Annotated in this window: 5 protein-coding genes; 2 read left to right on the top strand and 3 right to left on the bottom strand. The window is 66.5% G+C overall.

Annotated features, from left to right (window positions below; all coding sequences use genetic code 11):
* Nucleotides 1–484: 484 nt before the first annotated feature.
* Nucleotides 485–724 (top strand): hypothetical protein, encoded by a 240-nt coding sequence (locus tag D5041_RS08570; RefSeq protein WP_265257716.1) that lies wholly within the window; start codon nucleotides 485–487, stop codon nucleotides 722–724.
* Nucleotides 725–735: 11 nt separating this feature from the next.
* Here the strand turns inward: D5041_RS08570 and D5041_RS08575 are convergent, their stop codons facing one another.
* Nucleotides 736–1026, bottom strand: a complete 291-nt coding sequence (locus D5041_RS08575; RefSeq protein ID WP_010108277.1) for a nucleotidyltransferase family protein — start codon at nucleotides 1024–1026, stop codon at nucleotides 736–738.
* A gap of 245 nt (nucleotides 1027–1271) precedes the next feature.
* Nucleotides 1272–7766 carry a SwmB domain-containing protein gene (locus tag D5041_RS08580; RefSeq protein ID WP_265284424.1) on the bottom strand — a complete coding sequence of 2165 codons (6495 nt, stop codon included), beginning with the start codon at nucleotides 7764–7766 and terminating at the stop codon, nucleotides 1272–1274.
* 556 nt (nucleotides 7767–8322) lie between these two features.
* On the opposite strand from D5041_RS08580, the gene D5041_RS08585 reads away from it, so the two are divergent.
* Nucleotides 8323–8508, top strand: coding sequence for a hypothetical protein (locus tag D5041_RS08585; protein WP_265284425.1), 186 nt, complete (start codon nucleotides 8323–8325; stop codon nucleotides 8506–8508).
* Nucleotides 8509–8577: 69 nt separating this feature from the next.
* On the opposite strand, the gene D5041_RS08590 is transcribed toward D5041_RS08585, so the two are convergent.
* Nucleotides 8578–20769, bottom strand: coding sequence for a SwmB domain-containing protein (locus tag D5041_RS08590; protein WP_265284426.1), 12192 nt, complete (start codon nucleotides 20767–20769; stop codon nucleotides 8578–8580).
* Nucleotides 20770–20885: the final 116 nt, after the last annotated feature.

Consider the following 20885-nt stretch of genomic DNA (forward strand, 5'->3'; position numbering starts at 1 on the left):
GGGTGTGTTGCGCGCCTCTGGCGGCGGCGTGCGCCAGGATGCCATCGCCTCTGTGCGGGGACCGACAACGCAGCCTGAACCATGGGTGGCATGCGCAGTCCCCGGGGAGGGTCGTGAACGGTTTCTTGAATGTTCTGAACCCTTGCCGATCCGGCAGGGGGGTCATCGCGAGGCGGTGCGGGCGTGCGGGACTCCTTTGGGTGGCCGGAGGCAGCTTGCGTCCGATGTTCCTTTCCGATACCCGCGTTTTGGCGCCAGTGGGGGCGAAATCAGCAGCCCGCCGTGCTGCCTGAGCAGCGGTTCTTGCAGCGTGCGGGGATGCGCAGCGTGCAGGCCGCGCCATGGTCCTGCCCCTGTTTGGGGAGGCGCTGCATGGGGAGGAGGAAGGGCCCGACATGTCGCGAATTGTACGTGACGGATTGAAATTTCATGGATGAAAACGGTAACTTGCGCGCCCGTCCATCGGACTGTTGGACAGGCGGGCATGGTTCTCGGACAGGCGGACAGGGGTGATCGCAACACCCGGGTGGAAGCCCTGGCATTGCGCGGGATCGGGCGCTGCGCAAGCGGGACCGCGCCGGTCTTCCTGTGGGTCGGGCGCGCGCGGCCCGACGCCGTGGGCGGGTCGGGGATTGTCGGCCAGAAAGTCGTCTTTGGCCAACCCTTCCACGAAGCTGCGCGCATTGGCTGCGGCCTGCTGTATGTGATCGAGGTAATCGGGTAATCGGTTCCCGCTCATAGCGGTTGTGCCTCCGCGAGTATCTTGGCCCGGAACTTCGGCGGCAGATCGCCGGGTGTCAGCAAATCGACATCAACGCCGAGCAGCAATTTCAGTTCGTCTTCCAAATCACCCAAGTCCAATAACGTCGCACCGGGTAGCGCATCGACCAGCAGATCGAGGTCGCTCCCGTCCCGGTCGGTCCCATGCAGCACCGAACCGAAGACGCGCGGGTTCGCCGTGCGAAAACGGCTCACCGCTTCGCGCACTGCACTTCGCTTTATGTCGAGCACAACGGACGGTCGCATAGGCACCCTTTCTTATCGAAACTCATCGCAATGGTAAGGGATCGAGGATGACATCCCAAGAGTCGAAAACGCCTGACGGCCTGCTGTACGTCCACGAGCACTGCGTGAAGTCTTCGGTGGCCGGCAATCGATCGTCGGGAACCCGCGGGCATCGGTGATTTCGACAACCCGCAGGAAGCCTTGGCGCTGCGCAAGAGGCAAGCCATGGCTGCAGAGATCGGATCCGACTCGGGGGAGGGCGGACCTCAGAACCAGAAGCCGTCGTGCGTCCCATCCGGCGCCTGACCCACGATGGACAGCGGCATCTGCGCTGCGGCGCCGGGTGCGGTGATCACGCCATCGGCCTTGCCGTCGGCGTCGAATTGGCCGCCGTCGGTGATCGTGAAGTCCAGCCGCAGCCGCCCGCCTTCGTCCACCATCTTGCCGCCGTAAGGGCTGCTCGCCAGGTTTACCCAGGTGTCGCTGTGGTCTTGCAGCCAGTAGCCGTTGGCGCCCAGCGCCGAGTCCACGTACAGGCTAAAGGTCTCGGTGCTGCCGGCGGTCTCCAGCGTGGCCTTGAAGCTTGTCAGCGCGATGGGCGTCTCCAGCGCCTTGGGTGTTTGGGCGGGCGCGGCCTTTTGTTCCAGGCTGGTGATGCGGGTGCTGCTGCTGGAGGGGAGTTTGCCGTTCTGGCTGTCTGCGACCAGGGTCACCGAGGTGCCGGAACCGCTGCTGGTCTTGGCGCTGAAGGAGGCGACTGCGGCCTGCGCGCTGTCCTGGATGCCGTCGTTGTTGCCGTCGCCGGGGGCGGAGCCCTTGGGGCCGATGGCCTGATTTTCCTGCGCGTCGGGCACGTCGTCGTGGTCCGCATTGGGCGCGCCGGGGTTTTTTTCCGGTGCGGGTGCGGGGGCAGGTCCAGGTCCAGGCGCGGGTGCAGGTGCGGGCGTGAGGTTCTCCACGGCCTGGTCGCCGAAGCTTGCTGCGTCGTTGCCTATCGCGTCCTGTATCGCGTTGTCGCCGGTCGCCGGTTTGGTGTAGCTGAGCGTGAGCGTCTCATTGCTGGCCACGGCGCGGCTCAGCGTCAGTGTGACGGTCTTGCCCGTGACGGCAACGCTGCTGACGCGGATGGCCGCAGCGCCGGAACTGCTCAGCGCAAACGCTGATGCGAGCGCGATGTGGCTTGCGTCCAGTTGGTTTGCATCGGTGTAGCGGAGCTCCAACTGGTTGCCGTTGACCGTGACGTCGCCAAGCAGCGGGGGCGTGGTGTCTGCTGGCGTTGGCATGTTGTTCGTCACGGCCCGGCTGCCGAAGTCCGCCGCGTCGTTGCCCGCAGCGTCCTGCACCACGGCGCCGGTCGCGGGCTTGGTGTAGCTGACGTTCACGGTCTCGCCGTTGGCCACGGCGCGGCTCAGCGTCAGGGTGACGGTCTTGTCCGTTGCGCTCACCGTGGCGCTGCGCACGGTAATGGCGGTGCCCGTGCTGCTGCTCACGGTAAAGCCTGCATTGCCCGCGAGAGCGGCCGGGTCCAGGCTGTTGGTTTCGGTGTACGTGAGCACCAGCTGGTCGCCGGTGACCGTGGCGCTGTGGATCGCCGGGGGTGTGGTGTCGGGTGTGTTGTTGCTTACTGCCCGGTTGCCGAAGTCCGCCGCGTCGTTGCCCGCAGCGTCCTGCACCACGGCGCCGGTCGCGGGCTTGGTGTAGCTGACGTTCACGGTCTCGCCGTTGGCCACGGCGCGGCTCAGCGTGAGCGTCACGGTCTTGTCCGTTGCGCTCACCGTGGCGCTGCGCACGGTGATGGCGGTGCCCGTGCTGCTGCTCACGGTAAAGCCGGCGTTGCCTGCGAGCGCGGCCGGGTCCAGGCTGTTGGATTCGGTGTACGTGAGCACCAGCTGGTCGCCGGTGACTGTGGCGCTGTGGAGCAGCGGGGGTGTGGTGTCGCGTGTGTTGTTGACTACCGCGGTGGCTGCAAAGCTGGCCGCGTCGTTGCCTGTGGCGTCCTGTATCGCGTTGGCGTCGTCGCCGCTCGTGGGGTCGGTGTAGGCGACGGTGACCGACTGGCCGTTGCTGACCGCCGTGGTGAGCGTGAGCGTGACGGTCTTGGTTTGGGCATCGATGGTGACGTGGGTGACGGCATTTGCGACGCCATCCACGAGTACCGTAAAGGCCCCGTTCGCCGGCTTGCGCGTCGGGTCCGCGTTCAGGTGGCTCGTGTCGCCAAAGCTGAGCACCAGTTGGTTGCCCGTGACTTGGGGGCGATGGTCGCCGGTGGTGATCAGCTGCGGGCTCTCGCGGTCCTGCGCGCGGTTGTCCACCGCCGTGGACGAGAAGCTGGTCAGGCGATTGCCGGCAGTGTCCTGTATGGCGCTGGCATCGGTGGGCGTGCTGTCGTTGTAGGCGATGCTCACGCTCTGACCATGTCGCACGGAGGTGCTCAGCGTCAGGTAGACGAGCTTGCCGTTTGCACCCACGGTGACCGAGGCGACGGTATTGGCTGCGCCATCCACAAGCACCGTGAAGTCCCCGCGGAGCGGCTTGTGGGCCTCGGCGGCGTCCAGGTTGCTCGCGGCGCTGAATTCGAGCACCAGGTCGCTGCCAAGGACCCTGGGGCCTGCGGTGCCGGTGGTGATCAGATGCGGGGCCGTGGGGTCTGCTGGTGTCGCCGGCGTGTTGTTGCTCACCGCCTGGCTGCTGAAGTCCGCAGCGTCGTTGCCCGCAGCGTCCTGCACCACGGCGCCGGATTCGGGTTTGGTGTAGCTGACTTTCACCGTCTCAGCCTGGGTCACGGCGCGGCTCAGCGTGAGCGTGACGGTCTTGGCCGCCCCGTTCACCACGGCGCTGTTCACGGTAATGGCTGTGCCCGTGGTGCTGCTGACGGTAAAGCCGGCGTTGCCCGTGAGTGCTGCCGCGTCCAGGGTGTTGGCTTCGGTGTAGCTGATCACCAGCTGGTTGCCATTGACCGCGGCGCTGCTGAACTCCGGGGGCGTGGTGTCGGGTGTATTCACCTGCGTGGCTGCAAAGCGGGTCAGGCTGTTGCCTTTTGCGTCCTGTATGGCGCTGGTGTCGTTGGGTGTGCTGTCGGTGTAGGCGACGGTCGTTGTCTGGCCAGGTGTCACGGCGGTGCTCAGCGTGAGCGTGATGGTCTTGTCCGCCCCGTTCACGGCGACTGCGGTGACGGCATTCGCGACGCCAGCGACGAGCACCGAAAAGTCCCCGGCGGCCGGCTTGCGGGCCAGGTCCGCGCTCAGGTTGTTCACGTCGCTAAAGCGGAGCACCAGTTGGTTGCCGCTGGCCGTGGGGCGCGCGGCACCGGTGGTGATCAGTTGCGGGGCATCCATGTCCAATACGTTATTGACCGCCTCCGTGGTCTGGAAGCTGGCCAGGCGGTTGTTCGCTGTGTCCTGTATGCCCTTGCCGTCGTCGGGCGTGCTGTCCTGGTAGGCGACGGTCACGTGCTGGCCAGCGGCCACGGGGGTAGCCAGCGCCAGCAAGATGATCTTGCCTGTTGCATTCACGGTCACACTGTTGACAGTCCTGGCGGCACCATCCACGGACACCGTGAAGTCCCCGGCGGCCGGCTTGCGGTCTGCGTCCCCGTTCAAATTGCTCGTGTCGCTGAATGTGAGCACCAGGTTGCTGCCGCCGCCGCTGACGGTGGGGAGCTGGTGCTCGTTGCCGGTGGCAACGTTGCTGGTAGTGATCAGCTGCGGAGCCGTGTTGTCCGGCGTGTTGTTCGTCACCGCCCGGCTGCTGAAGTCCGCCGCGTCGTTGCCGGCGGCGTCCTGCACCACGGCGCCGGATGTGGGTTTGGTGTAGCTGACGTTCACCGTCTCGCCGTGGGCCACGGAGCGGCTCAGCGTGAGTGTCACGGTCTTGGCCGCCCCGTTGACCGCGGCGCTATTCACGGTAATGGCCGTGCCCGTGGTGCTGCTGACCGCATAGCCTGCGTTGTCCGTGAGCGCTGCCGGGTCCAGGGTGTTGGCTTCGGTGTACGTGAGCACCAGCTGATCGCCGTTGACCGTGGCGGTGTGGATCGCCGGGGGCGTGGTGTCGGGTGTGTTGTTCGTCACCGCCCGGTTGCTGAAGTCCGCCGCGTCGTTGCCGGCGGTGTCCTGCACCACGGCGCCGGATGTGGGTTTGGTGTAGCTGACGTTCACGGTCTCGCCGTTGGCCACGGAGCGGCTCAGCGTGAGGGTGACGGTCTTGTCCCCTGCGCTCACCGTGGCGCTGCGCACGGTAATGGCGATGCCCGTGCTGCTGCTGGCGGTAAAGCCTGCGTTGCCCGCGAGCGTGACTGGGTCCAGGGTATTGGCTTCGGCGTAGCTGATCACCAGCTGGTCGCCGTTGACCGTGGCGCTGTAGATCGCCGGGGGCGTGGTGTCCGGCGTGTTGTTCGTCACGGCCCGGTTGCTGAAGTCCGCCGCGTCGTTGCCGGCGGCGTCCTGCACCACGGCGCCGGATGTGGGTTGGGTGTAGCTGACGTTCACTGTCTCGCCGTTGGCCACGGAGCGGCTCAGCGTGAGCGTGACGGTCTTGTCCGTTGCGTTCACCGCGGCGCTGCGCACGGTAATGGCGATGCCCGTGGTGCTGCTGACGGTAAAGCCTGCGTTGTCCGCGAGCGTGGCTCCATCCAGGGTGTTGGCTTCGGTGTAGCGGATCACCAGCTGGTCGCCGTTGACTGCGGCGCTGTGGAACGCCGGGGGCATGGTGTCCAGTGTGTTGTTCGTCACGGCCTGGTCGCTGAAGTTCGCTGCGCCGTGGCCGACAGCGTCCTGTACCGCATGGCCGGTCGCCGGTTTGGTGTAGCTGACGCTCAGCGCCTCCCCCTGGGCCACGGCGCGGCTCAGCGTGAGCGTGACGGTCTTGGCCGTCGCATCCACCACGGCGCCGGTGACGGCAATGGAGGGGCCTGTGGCGCTGCTGACCGTAAAGCCTGCGTTGTCCGCGAACGTGCGCCCTTGCAGCTTGCTCGAATCCTCGTAGCTAAGCACCAGCTGGTCACCAGTGACCTTGGGGCCCCGTGTGTCGTCGGTGGTGATCAGTTCCGGGGCAAGCATGTCCGGCCGGGTATTCACCGCCTCCGTGGTCGGGATGCTGGCCAGGCGATTGCCCGCTGTGTCCTGTATGCCGTTGCCGTCAAGGGGCGTGCTGTCCTGGTAGGAGACGGTCACTTTCTGGCCATGTCGCAGGGGGTTTTTCAGAACCAGTGTGAGGAGCGTGGCATTGGACGTGCCGAATAGGACGATCTCGTTGACGGCGTTGGGTACGCCATCCACGAGCACCGTGAAGTCCCCTTTGGCTGGTCCGTGGCTCTCGTCGAAGGCGTTCCCTTGGTTGCTGTGGCTGAATCGGAGCTGCACATCCTCCCAGCCAACGACCGAGGGGCGATCGTCGCCGGTGGTGATCAGCTGCGGGGCGTCGGGGTTCGGTGTGTTGTTCATCACCGCCCGATCGCTGAGGTTCGCCGCGTCGTTGCCCGCAGCGTCCTGCACCACGGCGCCGGATTCGGGTTTGGTGTAGCTGACTTGCACCGTCTCCGTGTGGGTCACGGCGCGACTCAGCGTGAGCGTGACGGTCTTGGCCGTCCCGTTCACCACGGCGCTGCGCACGGTAATGGCCGTGCCCGTGCTGCTGCTCACCGCATAGCCTGCGCTGCCCGTGAGTGCTGCCGGGTCCAGGGTGTTCGCTTCGGTGTACGTGAGCACCAGCTGGTTGCCGTTGACCGTGGCGGTATCGATCACCGGGGGCGTGGTGTCCGGCCGGGTGTCCACGGTGTAGGTGGCGCTGGTGGCGGTGCTGGTGCCGGCGTTGCCAGCGTCGTCGCGCACACCGGAGAGGTTCACCCGGATGGTGTTCGCCGCGGCGTTGACGTTGGCCGTGGGCGTGAAGGTGGCCGTCCAGACCGTGCGGGTGGCGTTGGGCGTGAGCGCGCCCAGCGTGCCGTTGGCGTCGGTGAGCACGACGTCGCTGGCGTTAAAGCCGTTGACGGGCTCGCTGAAGGTGAAGGTGACGGTGGTGGTCTCGCCCGCGGTGAGCGCGTTGTCCGCCAGGGTGATCGTGGCAGTGGGCGGATCGAAGTCAAGGACGTAGGGGCTTTGATCCAAATACCGCGTGATCCCCGTGTTGCCCGCGACGTCGGTGACGTTGCTCAGCTGGATGCCGAGGACGCCGGTCCCTGATCTGCCGGAAGCCGGGGCAGTGAGCGTGAACGTCCAGGTAATACCGTCGGTGGTGTGCAGGTTGGACAAGGTGCCTGTATCGGGCGGAGGGTTAAGTTTTGCCAGGGTGAAACTGTCCCGATTGAGCGCTTCGGAAAAGGTGATGGTGGCGGTGGTCGATTCGCCGGCGCGGAGCTTGGGCTTATCGAAGGTGAGGGAGACCACGTCGGGCCGCTTGGTATCCATGGCGTAGCTGGTGCTGGCGACGCTGCCGGTCCCGGCCCTGCCTGCGGCGTTGGTTACGCCAGCCAGGTTCACGCGGATGGTGTTGCTGCTGTCCTCAATGTCGTTCGTGGGCGTGAAGGTGGCCGTCCAGGTTTTGCCGTCGGCGTTGGCCGTGAGCGCACCCAGCGTGCCGTTGGCGTCGGTGAGCACGACGTCGCTGGCGTCAAAGCCGGTGACGGGCTCGCTGAAGGTGAAGGTGACGGTGGTGGTCTCGCCCGCGGTGAGCGCGGTGTCCGCCAGCGTGATCGTGGCGGTCGGGCCGGTGGTGTTCGTGGTCTCGCCCGAGCGGAGGCTGGGGGTGGTGTGCGAATCGGTGTTCATGGTGCTTTGGTCGTGGGATGGGGGGTGGACGGGGTTTGGGGGCATGGCCCTGGGGACAGGGGATGCTTCCGGGGCGATTCCGGGGTCAGTGCCTGTTCGCGGTCTTGCCCGAAGGGGTGCGTTGCGCGCCGCTGTGCGGGGACCGACAACGCAACCCGGGCCATGGGCTGCATGCGCAGTCCCTGAGGAAATCCGGGAACGGTTTCTTGAATGTTTTGAACCGTTTCCGATTCGGCAGAGAGGTCATCGTGGGACGGTTCTGGCGTGCGTGACTGCTTTGGGCAGCAGGTGGCAGGTCGCGTCCGGTGGCCCTGTCCGACATCCGCGTTTTGGCGCCAGTGGGGGCGGAATCAGCAGCCCGCCGTGCAGCCTGACCAGTGGTTCTTGCTGCGTGCGGCGATGCGCGGAATTCAGGCAGCGTGCCCATGTTTGAGGAGGCGCTGCATGGAAGGGAGAAAGTGTCAAACATGTCGCGAATTGTACGTGACTGATTGAAATTTCATGGCTGAAAACGGTAACTTCACAGCCCATTCATCGGGCCGCCGGACAGGCGGGCATGTTTCTCGGACAGACGGACAGGGGCGATCGCAACACCCGGGTGAAAGCCCTGGTGCTGCGCGGGATCGGGCGCTGCGAAATTGGCACCGCGCCGGTCTCCTTGGTGTCCCCTGCTGCAAGGGGCGCTGCGGCGCTGCTGCGGGTGCAGATCGCTTACATGGCCGCGGGCATGCCGTGGCGGTGAATCAGGTCAGAACCGCGCAGGCGCCATGGCGGTTTTTTCCCGGATGCATGCCCGATTCGGGGGCTGGCCTCAGATCCAGAACTCGCCATGCGCCACGTCGGACGCCTGACCCGCGATGGACAATTGCATCTGCGCTGCGGCGCCGAACGTGGTGATGACGCCGTTGGCCTGGCCGTCGGCGTCGAACGGTCCGCCGTCCTGGATCGAGAAGTCGAGCCGCAGCCGCCCGCCTTCCATCACCATCTTGCCGCCGTAAGGGCTGCTCGCCAGGTTCACCCAGGTGCCGCCGTGGTCTTGCAGCCAGTAGCCGTTGACGCCGATCTTCGGGTCCACGTACAGGCTGAAGGCCTTGGTGCTGCCGGCGGTCTCCAGCGTGGCCTTGAAGCTTGTCAGCGCGATGGGCGTCTCCAGCGCCCGGGGCGTTTGGCTGGGCGCTGCCCTTTGCTCCAGGCTGGTGATGCGGGTGTTGCTGCCGGAGGCGGTCATGCCGTCCTGGCTGTCTGCTACCAGGGTGACCGAGGTGTCGGAACCGCTGCTGGTCTTGGCGCTGAAGGAGGCGACTGCGGCCTGCGTGCTGTCCTGGATTCTGTCGCCGTTGCCGTCGCCGATGGCGGAACCCTTGGGGCCGATGGCCTGATTTTCCTGCGCGTCGGGTACGCCGTCGTGGTCCGCATTGGGCGCGTCGGGGTTTGTTTTTGGTGCGGGCTCTGGTGCGGGCGCGGGCGCGGGCGCGGGCGCTGCGGGTGCGGGTGCGGGTGCTGGCGCGGGCGTGACGTTGCCCACGGGCTGGTTGTGCAAGTCCGCCGCGGCGTTGCCGGCAGCGTCCTGTATCGCGTTGCCGCCGGTTGCCGGCTTGGTGTAGCTGAGCGTGAGCTTCTCGCCGTTCGCCGCGGCGCGGCTGAGCGTGAGGGTGACGGTCTTGTCCGCCCCGTTCACGCGGGCGCTGTTTACGGCAATGGCGGTGCCCGTGCTGCTGCTGACCGTAAAGCCTGCGTTGCCTGTCAGTGCGGCCCCGTTCAGGGTGTTGGCTTCCGTGTACGTGAGCACCAGTTGGTCGCCGTTGACCGTGGCGGTGCGGATCACCGGGGGTGTGGTGTCCGGTGTGTTGTTGGTAATAGCCTGGTTGCTGAAGTCCACCGCGTTGTTGCCTGCGGCGTCCTGGACCCCATTGCCGGTCGCGGGCTTGGCGTAGCTGACGCTCAGCGTCTCCCCGTTGGCCGCGGCGCGGCTGAGTGTGAGGGTGATGGTCTTCGCCCCGTTTACGCGGGCGCTGTTTACGGTAATGGCGGTGCCCGTGCTGCTGCTGACCGTAAAGCCTGCGTTGCCCGTGAGCGCGGCCGCGTTCAGGGTGCCCGCTTCGGTGTACGTGAGCACCAGCTGGTCGCCGGTGACCGTGGCGGTGCTGATCACCGGGGCCACGGTATCTCGGGTGTCCACGGAGTAGTTGGCGCTGCTGACGCTGCCCACGCCGGCGTTGCCAGCGGTGTCGGTCACCCCGGCGAGGTCTACGCGGATGGCATTCGCCTCGGCACTGACGTTGGCCGTGGGCGTGAAGGTGGCCGTCCAGATCGTGCGCTCGGCGTTGGCCGTGGGCGTGCTCAGCGTGCCGTTGGGGGACAGGATGTCGCTGGTGTCAAAGCCGTTGACGGGCTTGGTGAAGAAGAAGGTAACGGTAGTGGTTTCGTCCGCGGTGAGCGCGCGGTCGGCGATCGTGATGCGGACGCTGAGTGGATCCCGGGGCGTGTTGTTCGTCACCTCCCGGCTGCTGAAGTCCACTGCGTCGTTGCCGGCTGCGTCCTGCACCACGGCGCCGGATGTGGGTTTGGTGTAGCTGACGGTCACTGTTTCAGCGCTGGTCACGGCGCGGCTGAGCGTGAGCGTCACGGTCTTGGCCGCTGCGTTGACCACGGCGCTGTTCACGGTGATGGCCACCGCGCCAGCGGCGGTGTTCACCGTAAAGCCTGCGTTGCCCGTGAGGACTGCCGGGTCCAGGGTGTTGGCTTCCGTGTACGTGAGTACCAGTTGGCTGCCGTTGACCGCGGCGCTGCTGAACTCCGGGGCCGTGGTGTCCGATGGTGACGGCGTGTTGTTCGCCACGGGCTTTGCGCTGAAGTCCGCCGCGTCGTTGCCTGTCGCGTCCTGCACCACGGCGCCGGATGTGGGTTTGGTGTAGCTCACGGTCACCGTCTCGCCGTTGGCCACGGCGCGGCTCAGTGTCAGCGTCACGGTCTTGGCCGTTGCGCTGACCACGGCGCTGCGCACGGTGATGGCGGTGCCCGTGCTGCTGCTGACCGCAAAGCCGGCGTTGCCCGTGAGCGCTGCCGGGTCCAGGGTGTTGGCTTCCGTGTACGTGAGCACCAGTTGGCTGCCGTTGACCGCGGCGCTGCTGAACTCCGGGGCCGTGGTGTCCGATGGTGACGGCGTGTTGTTCGCCACGGGCTTTGCGCTGAAGTCCGCCGCGTCGTTGCCGGCAGCGTCCTGCACCACGGCGCCGGATGTGGGTTTGGTGTAGCTCACGGTCACCGTCTCGCCGTTGGCCACGGCGCGGCTCAGCGTCAGCGTGACGGTCTTGTCCACTGCGTTGACCACGGCGCTGCGCACGGTAATGGCCGTGCCCGTGCTGCTGCTGACCGCAAAGCCTGCGTTGCCCGCCAGCGCTGCCGGGTCCAGGGTGTTGGCTTCCGTGTACGTGAGTACCAGTTGGCTGCCGTTGACCGCGGCGCTGCTGAACTCCGGGGCCGTGGTGTCCGATGGCCCCGGCGTGTTGTTCGCCACGGGCTTTGCACTGAAGTCCACTGCGTCGTTGCCGGCAGCGTCCTGCACCACGGCGCCGGTCGCGGGCTTGGTGTAGCTCACGGTCACTGTCTCCGCGCTGGTCACGGCGCGGCTGAGCGTGAGCGTGACGGTCTTGTCCGTTGCGTTGACCACGGCGCTGCGCACGGTAATGGCGGTGCCCGTGCTGCTGCTGACCGCAAAGCCTGCGTTGCCCGCCAGGGCTGCCGGGTCCAGGGTGTTGGTTTCCGTGTACGTGAGCACCAGTTGGCTGCCGTTGACCGCGGCGCTGCTGAACTCCGGGGCCGTGGTGTCCGATGGCGCCGGCGTGTTGTTCGCCACGGGCTTTGCGCTGAAGTCCGCTGCGTCGTTGCCGGCAGCGTCCTGCACCACGGCGCCGGATGTGGGTTTGGTGTAGCTCACGGTCACTGTCTCCGCGCTGGTCACGGCGCGGCTGAGCGTGAGCGTGACGGTCTTGTCCGTTGCGTTGACCACGGCGCTGCGCACGGTGATGGCCGTGCCCGTGCTGCTGCTGACCGTAAAGCCTGCGTTGCCCGCCAGGGCTGCCGGGTCCAGGGTGTTGGCTTCTGTGTACGCGAGCACCAGCCGGTCGCCGGTGACCGCGGCGCTGTGGAACGCCGGGGGCGTGGTGTCCGTTGGTGCGGGCGTGGTGTTCGTCACCGCCCGGCTGCTGAAGTCCACTGCGTCGTTGCCGGCAGCGTCCTGCACCACGGCGCCGGTCGCGGGCTTGGTGTAGCTGACGCTCACCGTCTCCACGCTGGTGACGGCGCGGCTGAGCGTGAGCGTGACGGTCTTGTCCACTGCGCTGACCACGGCGCTGTGCACGGTAATGGCGGCGCCCGTGCTGCTGCTGACCGCAAAGCCGGCGTTGCCCGTGAGCGCTGCCGGGTCCAGGGTGTTGGCTTCCGTGTACGTGAGCACCAGCTGGTCGCCGGTGACCGTGGCGGTGTTGATCACCGGGGCCACGGTATCTCGGGTGTCCACGGAGTAGTTGGCGCTGCTGACGCCGCCCACGCCGGCGTTGCCAGCGTTGTCGGTCACCCCGGCGAGGTCTACGCGGATGGCATTCGCCTCGGCACTGACGTTGGCCGTGGGCGTGAAGGTGGCCGTCCAGGCCGTGCGCTCGGCGTTGGCCGTGGGCGTGCTCAGCGTGCCGTTGGGGGACAGGATGTCGCTGGTGTCAAAGCCGTTGACGGGCTTGGTGAAGAAGAAGGTAACGGTGGTGGTCTCGCCCGCGGTGAGCGCGCGGTCGGCGATCGTGATGCGGACGCCGAGCGGCTCCCGGGGCGTGTTGTTCGTCACCTCCCGGCTGCTGAAGTTTGCTGCGTCGTTGCCCGCAGCGTCCTGCACCACGGCGCCGGATGTGGGCTTGGAGTAGCTGAGGTTCACCGTCTCAGCCTGGGTCACGGCGCGGCTCAGCGTGAGCGTGACGGTCTTGGCCGCCCCGTTGACCACGGCGCTGCTGACGGTAATGGCCGTGCCCGTGCTGCTGCTCACCGTAAAGCCTGCGTTGCCCGTGAGCGCAGCCGCGTCCAGGGTGTTCGCTTCCGTGTACGTGAGCACCAGTTCGTCGCCGGTGACCGTGGCGGTGTGGATCACCGGGGCCGTGGTGTCCGGTGTGTTGTTGCTAATCGCCTGGTCGCTGAAGTTTTCTGCGGCGTTGCCGGCGGCATCCTGGACCCCATTGCCGGTCGCGGGTTTGGCGTAGCTGACGCTCAGCACCTCTGCGTTGGCCACGGCGCGGCTGAGCGTGAGCGTGACGGTCTTGAGCGTTGCGTTCACCACGGCGCTGCGCACGGTGATGGCCGTGCCCGTGGTGCTGCTGACCGTAAAGCCTGCATTGCCTGTGAGCGTGGCCCCGTTCAGGCTGTTCGCTTCGATGTACGTGAGCACCAGCTGGTCGTCGATGACTGTGGCGGTGCTGATCACCGGGGGTGTGGTGTCCGCTGGCGCAGGCGTGTTGTTCGTCACGGCCTGGTCGATGAGGTTTGCTGCGGCGTTGCCGGCAGCATCCTGGACCCCGCCGGTTGCGGGCTTGGCGTAGTTGACGGTCACCGTCTCCACGCTGGTGACGGCGCGGCTCAGTGTCAGGGTGACGGTCTTGGCCGCCCCGTTGACCACGGCGCTGCTCACGGTGATGGCCGTGCCCGTGGTGCTGCTCACCGTAAAGCCGGCATTGCCCGTGAGCGTGGCCCCGTTCAGGGTGTTCGCTTCGATGTACGTGAGCACCAGCTGGTCGCCGATGACTGTGGCGGTGCTGATCACCGGGGGCGTGGTGTCTGCTGGCGCAGGCGTGTTGTTCGTCACGGCCTGGTCGATGAGGTTTGCTGCGGCGTTGCCGGCAGCATCCTGGACCCCGCCGGCCGCTGGCTTGGCGTAGTTGACGGTCACTGTTTCAGCGCGGGTCACGGCGCGGCTGAGCGTGAGCGTGACGGTCTTGGCCGCCCCGTTGACCACGGCGCTGCTCACGGTAATGGTCGTGCCCGTGGTGCTGCTGACCGTAAAGCCGGCGTTGCCCGTGAGCACGGCCGCGTTCAGGGTGCCCGCTTCGGTGTAAGTGAGCACCAGCTGGTCGCCGATGACTGTGGCGGTGCTGATCACCGGGGGCGTGGTGTCCGCTGGCGCAGGCGTGTTGTTCGTCACGGCCTGGTCGATGAGGTTTGCTGCGGCGTTGCCGGCAACATCCTGGACCCCGCCGGTTGCGGGCTTGGCGTAGTTGACGGTCACCGTCTCCACGCTGGTGACGGCGCGGCTCAGTGTCAGGGTGACGGTCTTGGCCGCCCCGTTGACCACGGCGCTGCTCACGGCAATGGCCGTGCCCGTGGTGCTGCTGACCGTAAAGCCGGCGTTGCCTGCGAGCGTGGCCCCGTTCAGGGTGCCCGCTTCGATGTACGTGAGCACCAGCTGGTCGCCGATGACTGTGGCGGTGCTGATCACCGGGGGCGTGGTGTCCGCTGGCGCAGGCGTGTTGTTCGTCACGGCCTGGTCGATGAGGTTTGCTGCGGCGTTGCCGGCAACATCCTGGACCCCGCCGGTTGCGGGCTTGGCGTAGTTGACGGTCACCGTCTCCACGCTGGTGACGGCGCGGCTCAGTGTCAGGGTGACGGTCTTGGCCGTCGCATCCACAACGGCGCTGCGCACGGTAATGGCGGTGCCAGCGGTACTGCTGACGGTAAAGCCGGCGTTGCCCGTGAGCGCTGCCGGGTCCAGGGTGTTCGCTTCGATGTAAGTGAGCACCAGCTGGTCGCCGGTGACCGCGGCGCTGCTGATCACCGGGGCCACGGTATCCCGGGTGGCCACGGAGTAGTTGGCGCTGCTGACGCTGCCCACGCCGGGGTTGCCAGCGTTGTCGCTCACCTTGGCGAGGTCTACGTTGATGACATTCACCGGGGCGTTGACGTTGGCCGTGGGCGTGAAGGTGGCTGTCCAGACCGTGCGCGCGGCGTTGGCCGTGGGCGTGCTCAGTGTGCCGTTGGTGCACGTGATGTCGCTGGCGTCAAAGCCGTTGACGGGCTCGGTGAAGGTGAAGCTGACTGTTGTGCTCTCGCCCGCGGTGAGCGCGCGGTCGGTGATCCTGATGGTGGCGTTGAGCCCCCTGTTGGGCTCCCGGGGCGTGTTGTTCGTCACCTCCCGGCTGCTGAAGTTTGCTGCGTCGTTGCCCTCAGCGTCCTGCACCACGGCGCCGGATTCGGGTTTGGTGTAGCTGACGCTCACCGTCTCCACGCGGGTCACGGCGCGGCTCAGCGTGAGCGTGACGGTCTTGGCCGTCCCGTTGACCACGGCGCTGCTGACGGTAATGGCCGTGCCCGTGCTGCTGCTCACCGCATAGCCGGCGTTGCCCGTGAGCGCGGACGCGTCCAGGGTGCCCGCTTCGGTGTACGTGAGCACCAGTTCGTCGCCGTTGACCGTGGCGCTGTGGATCACCGGGGGCGTGGTGTCGGTATTCACCTGCGTGGCTGCAAAGCTGGCCAGCCGGTTGTCTCTTGCGTCCTGTATGCCGCTGGTGTCGTTGGGTGTGCTGTCGGCGTAGGCGACGGTCGTTGTCTGGCCCGGTGTCACGGCGGTGCTCAGCGTCAGCGTGATGGTCTTGTCCGCCCCGTTCACGGTGACTGCGGTGACGGCATTCGCGACGCCAGCGACGCGCACCGCAAAGTCCCCGGCGGCCGGCTTGCGGGCCGGGTCCGCGTTCAGCTCGCTGGTGTCGCTAAAGCGGAGCACCAGTTGCTTGTCGTTGACCGTGGGGCGCGTGGCGCCGGTGGTGATCAGCTGCGGGGCAGTCTTGTCCAATGCGGTATTCACTACCCCCGTGGTCTGAAAGCTGTCCAGGCGATTGCCTGCCGCGTCCTGTATGGCTCTGGCGTCGTTGGGTGTGCTGTCCTGGTAGGCGATGCTCACGTGCTGACGATGGGTCACGGGGGTGGCCAGCGTCAGCCGGATGGTCTTGGTATTTTCCGGCACGGTGACACGGCTGACAGCTCTGGCGACACCATCCACGAGCACCGTGAAGTCCGTGGCGGCCGGCGTGCGGTCCAGTCTTGCGTCCAGACGGCTCGCGTCGTCGAATACGAGCTCCAGTTCGTCGCCCTGGTCGTTGACGGTGGGGGCCAGGTAGTCGCCGGGGCCTGCGTTGCCGATGGTAATCAGCTGCGGGGCCGTGGTGTCTGCTGGCGTGTCGTTCGTCACGAACCGGTCGCCGAAGCTTGCTGCGGCGTTGCCGGCAGCGTCCTGCACCACGGCGCCGGATGCGGGTTTGGTGTAGCGGACGTTCACTATGTCCATGCGGGTCACCAAGATGCTCAGCGTGAGTGTGACGGTCTTGGCCGTCGCGTTCACCACGGCGCTTTGCACGGTAATGGCCGTGCCTATGGAACTGGTCACCGTAAAGCCGGCGTTGCCCGAGAGTGCGGCCGGGTCCAGGGTGCCCGCTTCGGTGTACGTGAGCACCAGCTGGTTGCCGTTGATCGTGGCGCTGCTGAACACCGGGGGCGTGGTGTCTGCTGCTGGCGCGGGCGTGTTGTTCGTCACGGTCTGGCGCACGAAGGTGGCAGCGTCATTGCCGGCGACGTCCTGTATGACGCCCCATGGTTGGTTTGGGGGGCCGCCGGGGGCCTGGTAGCCGATTCTCACCACTTGGCCGGGCGTCACGGCTTTTGTCAGTGTCAGCGTGATGGTCCCTGCGGGTCCATTCACGGCCACTGCGCGAACCCAGTAGCTGTTGAGTTGGTCGCCTTCGACGCTCACTGGAAAAGACCCCGTGGCCGGTGGTGCGCTGCTGCCGTCCAGCGGCTCGCTGAACGTGAGCACCAACCGGTCGCCGTTGACCGTGGCGCTGCTGAACACCGGGGGCGTGGTGTCCGGCGGCCAGCCCACGGTGTAGTTGGCGCTGCTGGCGGTGCCGGTACCGGAGCGGCCTGCCAGGTTGGCTACGCCGGCCAGGTTGACGCGGATGGTGTTGGTCGCGACATTGACGTTGGTATTGGGGGTGAAGGTGGCGGTCCAGATTTTGCTGTCGGATTCGGGGGTGTATTCGAGTGCGCTCAATGTGCCGTTGGCCTGAGTCAGATCGACGTCATCGATCGTGAAGCCCATGACCGTTTGGTTGAAGCGGAAGGTGACGGTCGTCGTTTCGCCCGTGGTGAGCGCGGTATCGCTCAGCGTGATCGTGGCGTTGGGTAGCGCGGTGTCCACGCGGAAGTTGGCGCTGGTGACGCTGCCGGTACCGGGGGTGCCTGCGGCGTCGGTCACGCCCGCGAGGTTTACGCTGATGGTGTTGGTCGCGGCGTTGACGTTGGCCGTGGGCGTGAAGGTGGCCGTCCAGGTTCGGCCGTCGGCGCTGAGTATGGGTTCGCTGAGCGTGCCGCTGGCCCGGGTCGCGTCCATGTCATCGATCGTGAAGCTGAAGCGGGTGACGGGTTTGTTGAAGGCGATGATGACGGTCGCCTTTTCTCCCGTCGTAAGGCGGTCATCGGTCAGCGTGACGCGTGCGCTCAGGTCGGCTGTCTGGCCTGTGGTGCCGGGTCGGGTGTCAATGCTGTAGTTGCTGCTGCCGGGGGAAGCGGTGTTCGGCCTGTTGCCCGCCAAGTCCGTCACGCCGCCCAAGTTGACGCGGATGCGGTTGCTGGCAGCGTTGATGTTCGCTGTGGGCGTGAAGGTGGCGGTCCAGGTCCTGCCATCGGTGAGGGCGGTCAGCGGACCCAGCGTGCCGTGGGCCTGTGTCAGGTCGATGTCGCTGGCGTCAAAGCCGGTGACGGGCTCGCTGAAGCTGATGGTGACGGTGGTGGTTTCGCCCGCGGTGAGGGCGCTGTCGCCCAGCGTGATGGTGGCGCTGGGCGCGAAGGTGTCGATGTCGTAGGTGACCGTGGAGACGGCCTGGCCCACACCGGCGGTGCCTGCGGGGTTGGTCACGCCGGCGAGGTTGACGCGGATCTGGTTGCCCGTTGAGTTGTACTTGCCGATGTCGTAGTTTCCGTTCGCATATATCTCCTGCTCGGTCGGGGCCGTCAGCGTGACCGTCCAGGTGGTGCCGCCGTCGGTGCTGCGCAGGTTGGACAGCGTCGCGTAACCGCTCACGCTCAGGTCGGCGATGCGGAAGCTGTCGGTCGCGATGGCTTCGGCGAAGCGGATGGTGACGGTGGTGCTCTCGCCCATGATCAGTTTGTCGTCGCCGATCGTGATCGGGTTGGTCGCTGCGAGCGTGGGGCGGTTGGTGGCGGTGGACTGCCCGGTGTTGACCGTGTAGTTGGCGCTGCTGGCGGTGCCGGTACTGGAGCGGCCTGCCAGGTTGGCTACGCCGGTCAGGTTGACGTGGATGGTGTTGGTCGCGACATTGACGTTGGTATTGGGGGTGAAGGTGGCGGTCCAGATTTTGCTGTCGGAGTCGGGTGTGTATACGAGTGCGCTCAATGTGCCGTTGGCCTGAGTCAGATCGACGTCATCGATCGTGAAGCCCATGACCGTTTGGTTGAAGCGGAAGGTGACGGTCGTCGTTTCGCCCGTGGTGAGCGCGGTATCGCTCAGCGTGATCGTGGCGTTGGGTAGCGCGGTGTCCACGCGGAAGTTGGCGCTGGTGACGCTGCCGGTACCGGGGGTGCCTGCGGCGTCGGTCACGCCCGCGAGGTTTACGCTGATGGTGTTGGTCGCGGCGTTGACGTTGGCCGTGGGCGTGAAGGTGGCCGTCCAGGTTCGGCCGTCGGCGCTGAGTATGGGTTCGCTGAGCGTGCCGCTGGCCCGGGTCGCGTCCATGTCATCGATCGTGAAGCTGAAGCGGGTGACGGGTTTGTTGAAGGCGATGATGACGGTCGCCTTTTCTCCCGTCGTAAGGCGGTCATCGGTCAGCGTGACGCGTGCGCTCAGGTCGGATGTCTGGCCTGTGGTGCCGGGCCGGGTGTCAATGCTGTAGTTGCTGCTGCCGGGGGAAGCGGTGTTCGGCCTGTTGCCCGCCAAGTCCGTCACGCCGTCCAAGTTGACGCGGATGCTGTTGCTGGCAGCGTTGATATTCGCTGTGGGCGTGAAGGTGGCGGTCCAGGTCCTGCCATCGGTGAGGGCGGTCAGCGGACCCAGCGTGCCGTGGGCCTGTGTCAGGTCGATGTCGCTGGCGTCAAAGCCGGTGACGGGCTCGCTGAAGCTGATGGTGACGGTGGTGGTTTCGCCCGCGGTGAGGGCGCTGTCGCCCAGCGTGATGGTGGCGCTGGGCGCGAAGGTGTCGATGTCGTAGGTGACCGTGGAGACGGCCTGGCCCACACCGGCGGTGCCTGCGGGGTTGGTCACGCCGGCGAGGTTGACGCGGATCTGGTTGCCCGTTGAGTTGTACTTGCCGATGTCGTAGTTTCCGTTCGCATATATCTCCTGCTCGGTCGGGGCCGTCAGCGTGACCGTCCAGGTGGTGCCGCCGTCGGTGCTGCGCAGGTTGGACAGCGTCGCGTAACCGCTCACGCTCAGGTCGGCGATGCGGAAGCTGTCGGTCGCGATGGCTTCGGCGAAGCGGATGGTGACGGTGGTGCTCTCGCCCATGATCAGTTTGTCGTCGCCGATCGTGATCGGGTTGGTCGCTGCGAGCGTGGGGCGGTTGGTGGTGGTGGGCTGTCCCTCGGTGTTGACCGTGTAGTTGGCGCTGATGGCGGTGCCGGTACCGGAGCGGCCTGCCATGTTGGCTACGCCGGCCAAGTTGACGCTGATGGTGTTGGTCGCGTCGCTGACGTTGGCCTTGGGTGTGAAGGTGGCGATCCAGATTTGGTTGCCGGTGGTCCTGAGCGCGCCGAGCGTGCCGGTGTTGGTGTCGAGCACGACGTCATCCATCGTGAAGCCGAGGACCACTTGGTTGAAAGTGAAGGTGACGGTCGTCGTTTCGCCCGTGGTGAGCGCGGTATCGGTCAGTGTGATCGTTGCGGCAATTGGCGCGGTGTTCACGATGAAGCTGTCGCTGGTGGCGCTGCCGGTGCCGGCGGTGCCTGCGGCGTCGGTCACGCCCGCGAGGTTCACGCGGATGGTGTTGCTCTCGGCGATGACGCCCGCCGTGGGCGTGAAGGTGGCCGTCCAGGTTCGGCCGTCGGCGCTGCATACGAGGTCGCTGAGCGTGCCGTTGGCATGGGTCGCGTCCACGTCATCGAGCGTGAAGCCGTTGACGGGTTTGTTGAAGGCGATGATGACGGTCGCCTTTTCTCCCGTCGTGAGGCGGTCATCGGTCAGTGTGACGCGTGCGCTCAGGCCGGATGTCTGGCCCGTGCTGCCGGGCCGGGTGTCAATGCTGTAGTTGCTGTTGAAGGAGGTGCCCGACGTATTCCCCGCCAAGTCCGTCACGCCGTTGAAGTTGACGCCGATGCTGTTGGTGGCAGCGTTGATATTCACTGTGGGCGTGAAGGTGGCGGTCCAAGTCCTGCCGTCTCCGAGGGCGGTTAGCGGACCCAGCGTGCCCTGGGTCCTTGACAGGTCGATGTTGTTGGCGGTGAAGCCGGTGACGGGCTCGCTGAAGCTGATGGTGACGGTGGTGGTTTCGCCCGCGGTGAGGGCGCTGTCGCCCAGCGTGACGACGGCGCTGGGCTCGAGGGTGTCGATGTCGTAGGTGACCGTGGAGACGACCTGGCCCACACCGGCGTTGCCTGTGGGGTTGGTCACGCCGGCGAGGTTGACGCGGATCTGGTTGCCCGTTGAGTTGTGGTTGAGGGAGTAGCCGAAGGGGAAATCAGCCCACCCCGGAGCCGTCAGCGTGACCGTCCAGGTGGTGCCGCCGTCGGTGCTTTGCAGGTTGGTCAGCTTCGCGTAACCGCCCACGCTCAGGTCGGAGGTGCTGAAGCTGTTGGTCGCGATGGCTTCGGCAAAGCGGATGGTGACGGTGGTGCTCGCGCCAATGCCCAGTTTGTTGTTGCCGATCGTGATCGGGTTGGTCGCTGCGAGCGTGGGGCGCTGGGTGCCCCCGGTGTTCGTGGTCTCGCCCGCGCGGAGGCCGGGGGTGGCGTGCGAATCGATGCTCATGGTGTTTTGGGAGTGGGATGGGGGGTGGCCGGGGTTGGGCAGTGCCTGGCCCTGTGGACAGGGGATGCACCCGGGGCGATTCCGGGGGGCAGCGCCTGTTCGTGGTCTTGTCCGAA

The organism is Verminephrobacter aporrectodeae subsp. tuberculatae (assembly GCF_026127385.1).
GTDB lineage: Bacteria > Pseudomonadota > Gammaproteobacteria > Burkholderiales > Burkholderiaceae_C > Acidovorax > Acidovorax aporrectodeae.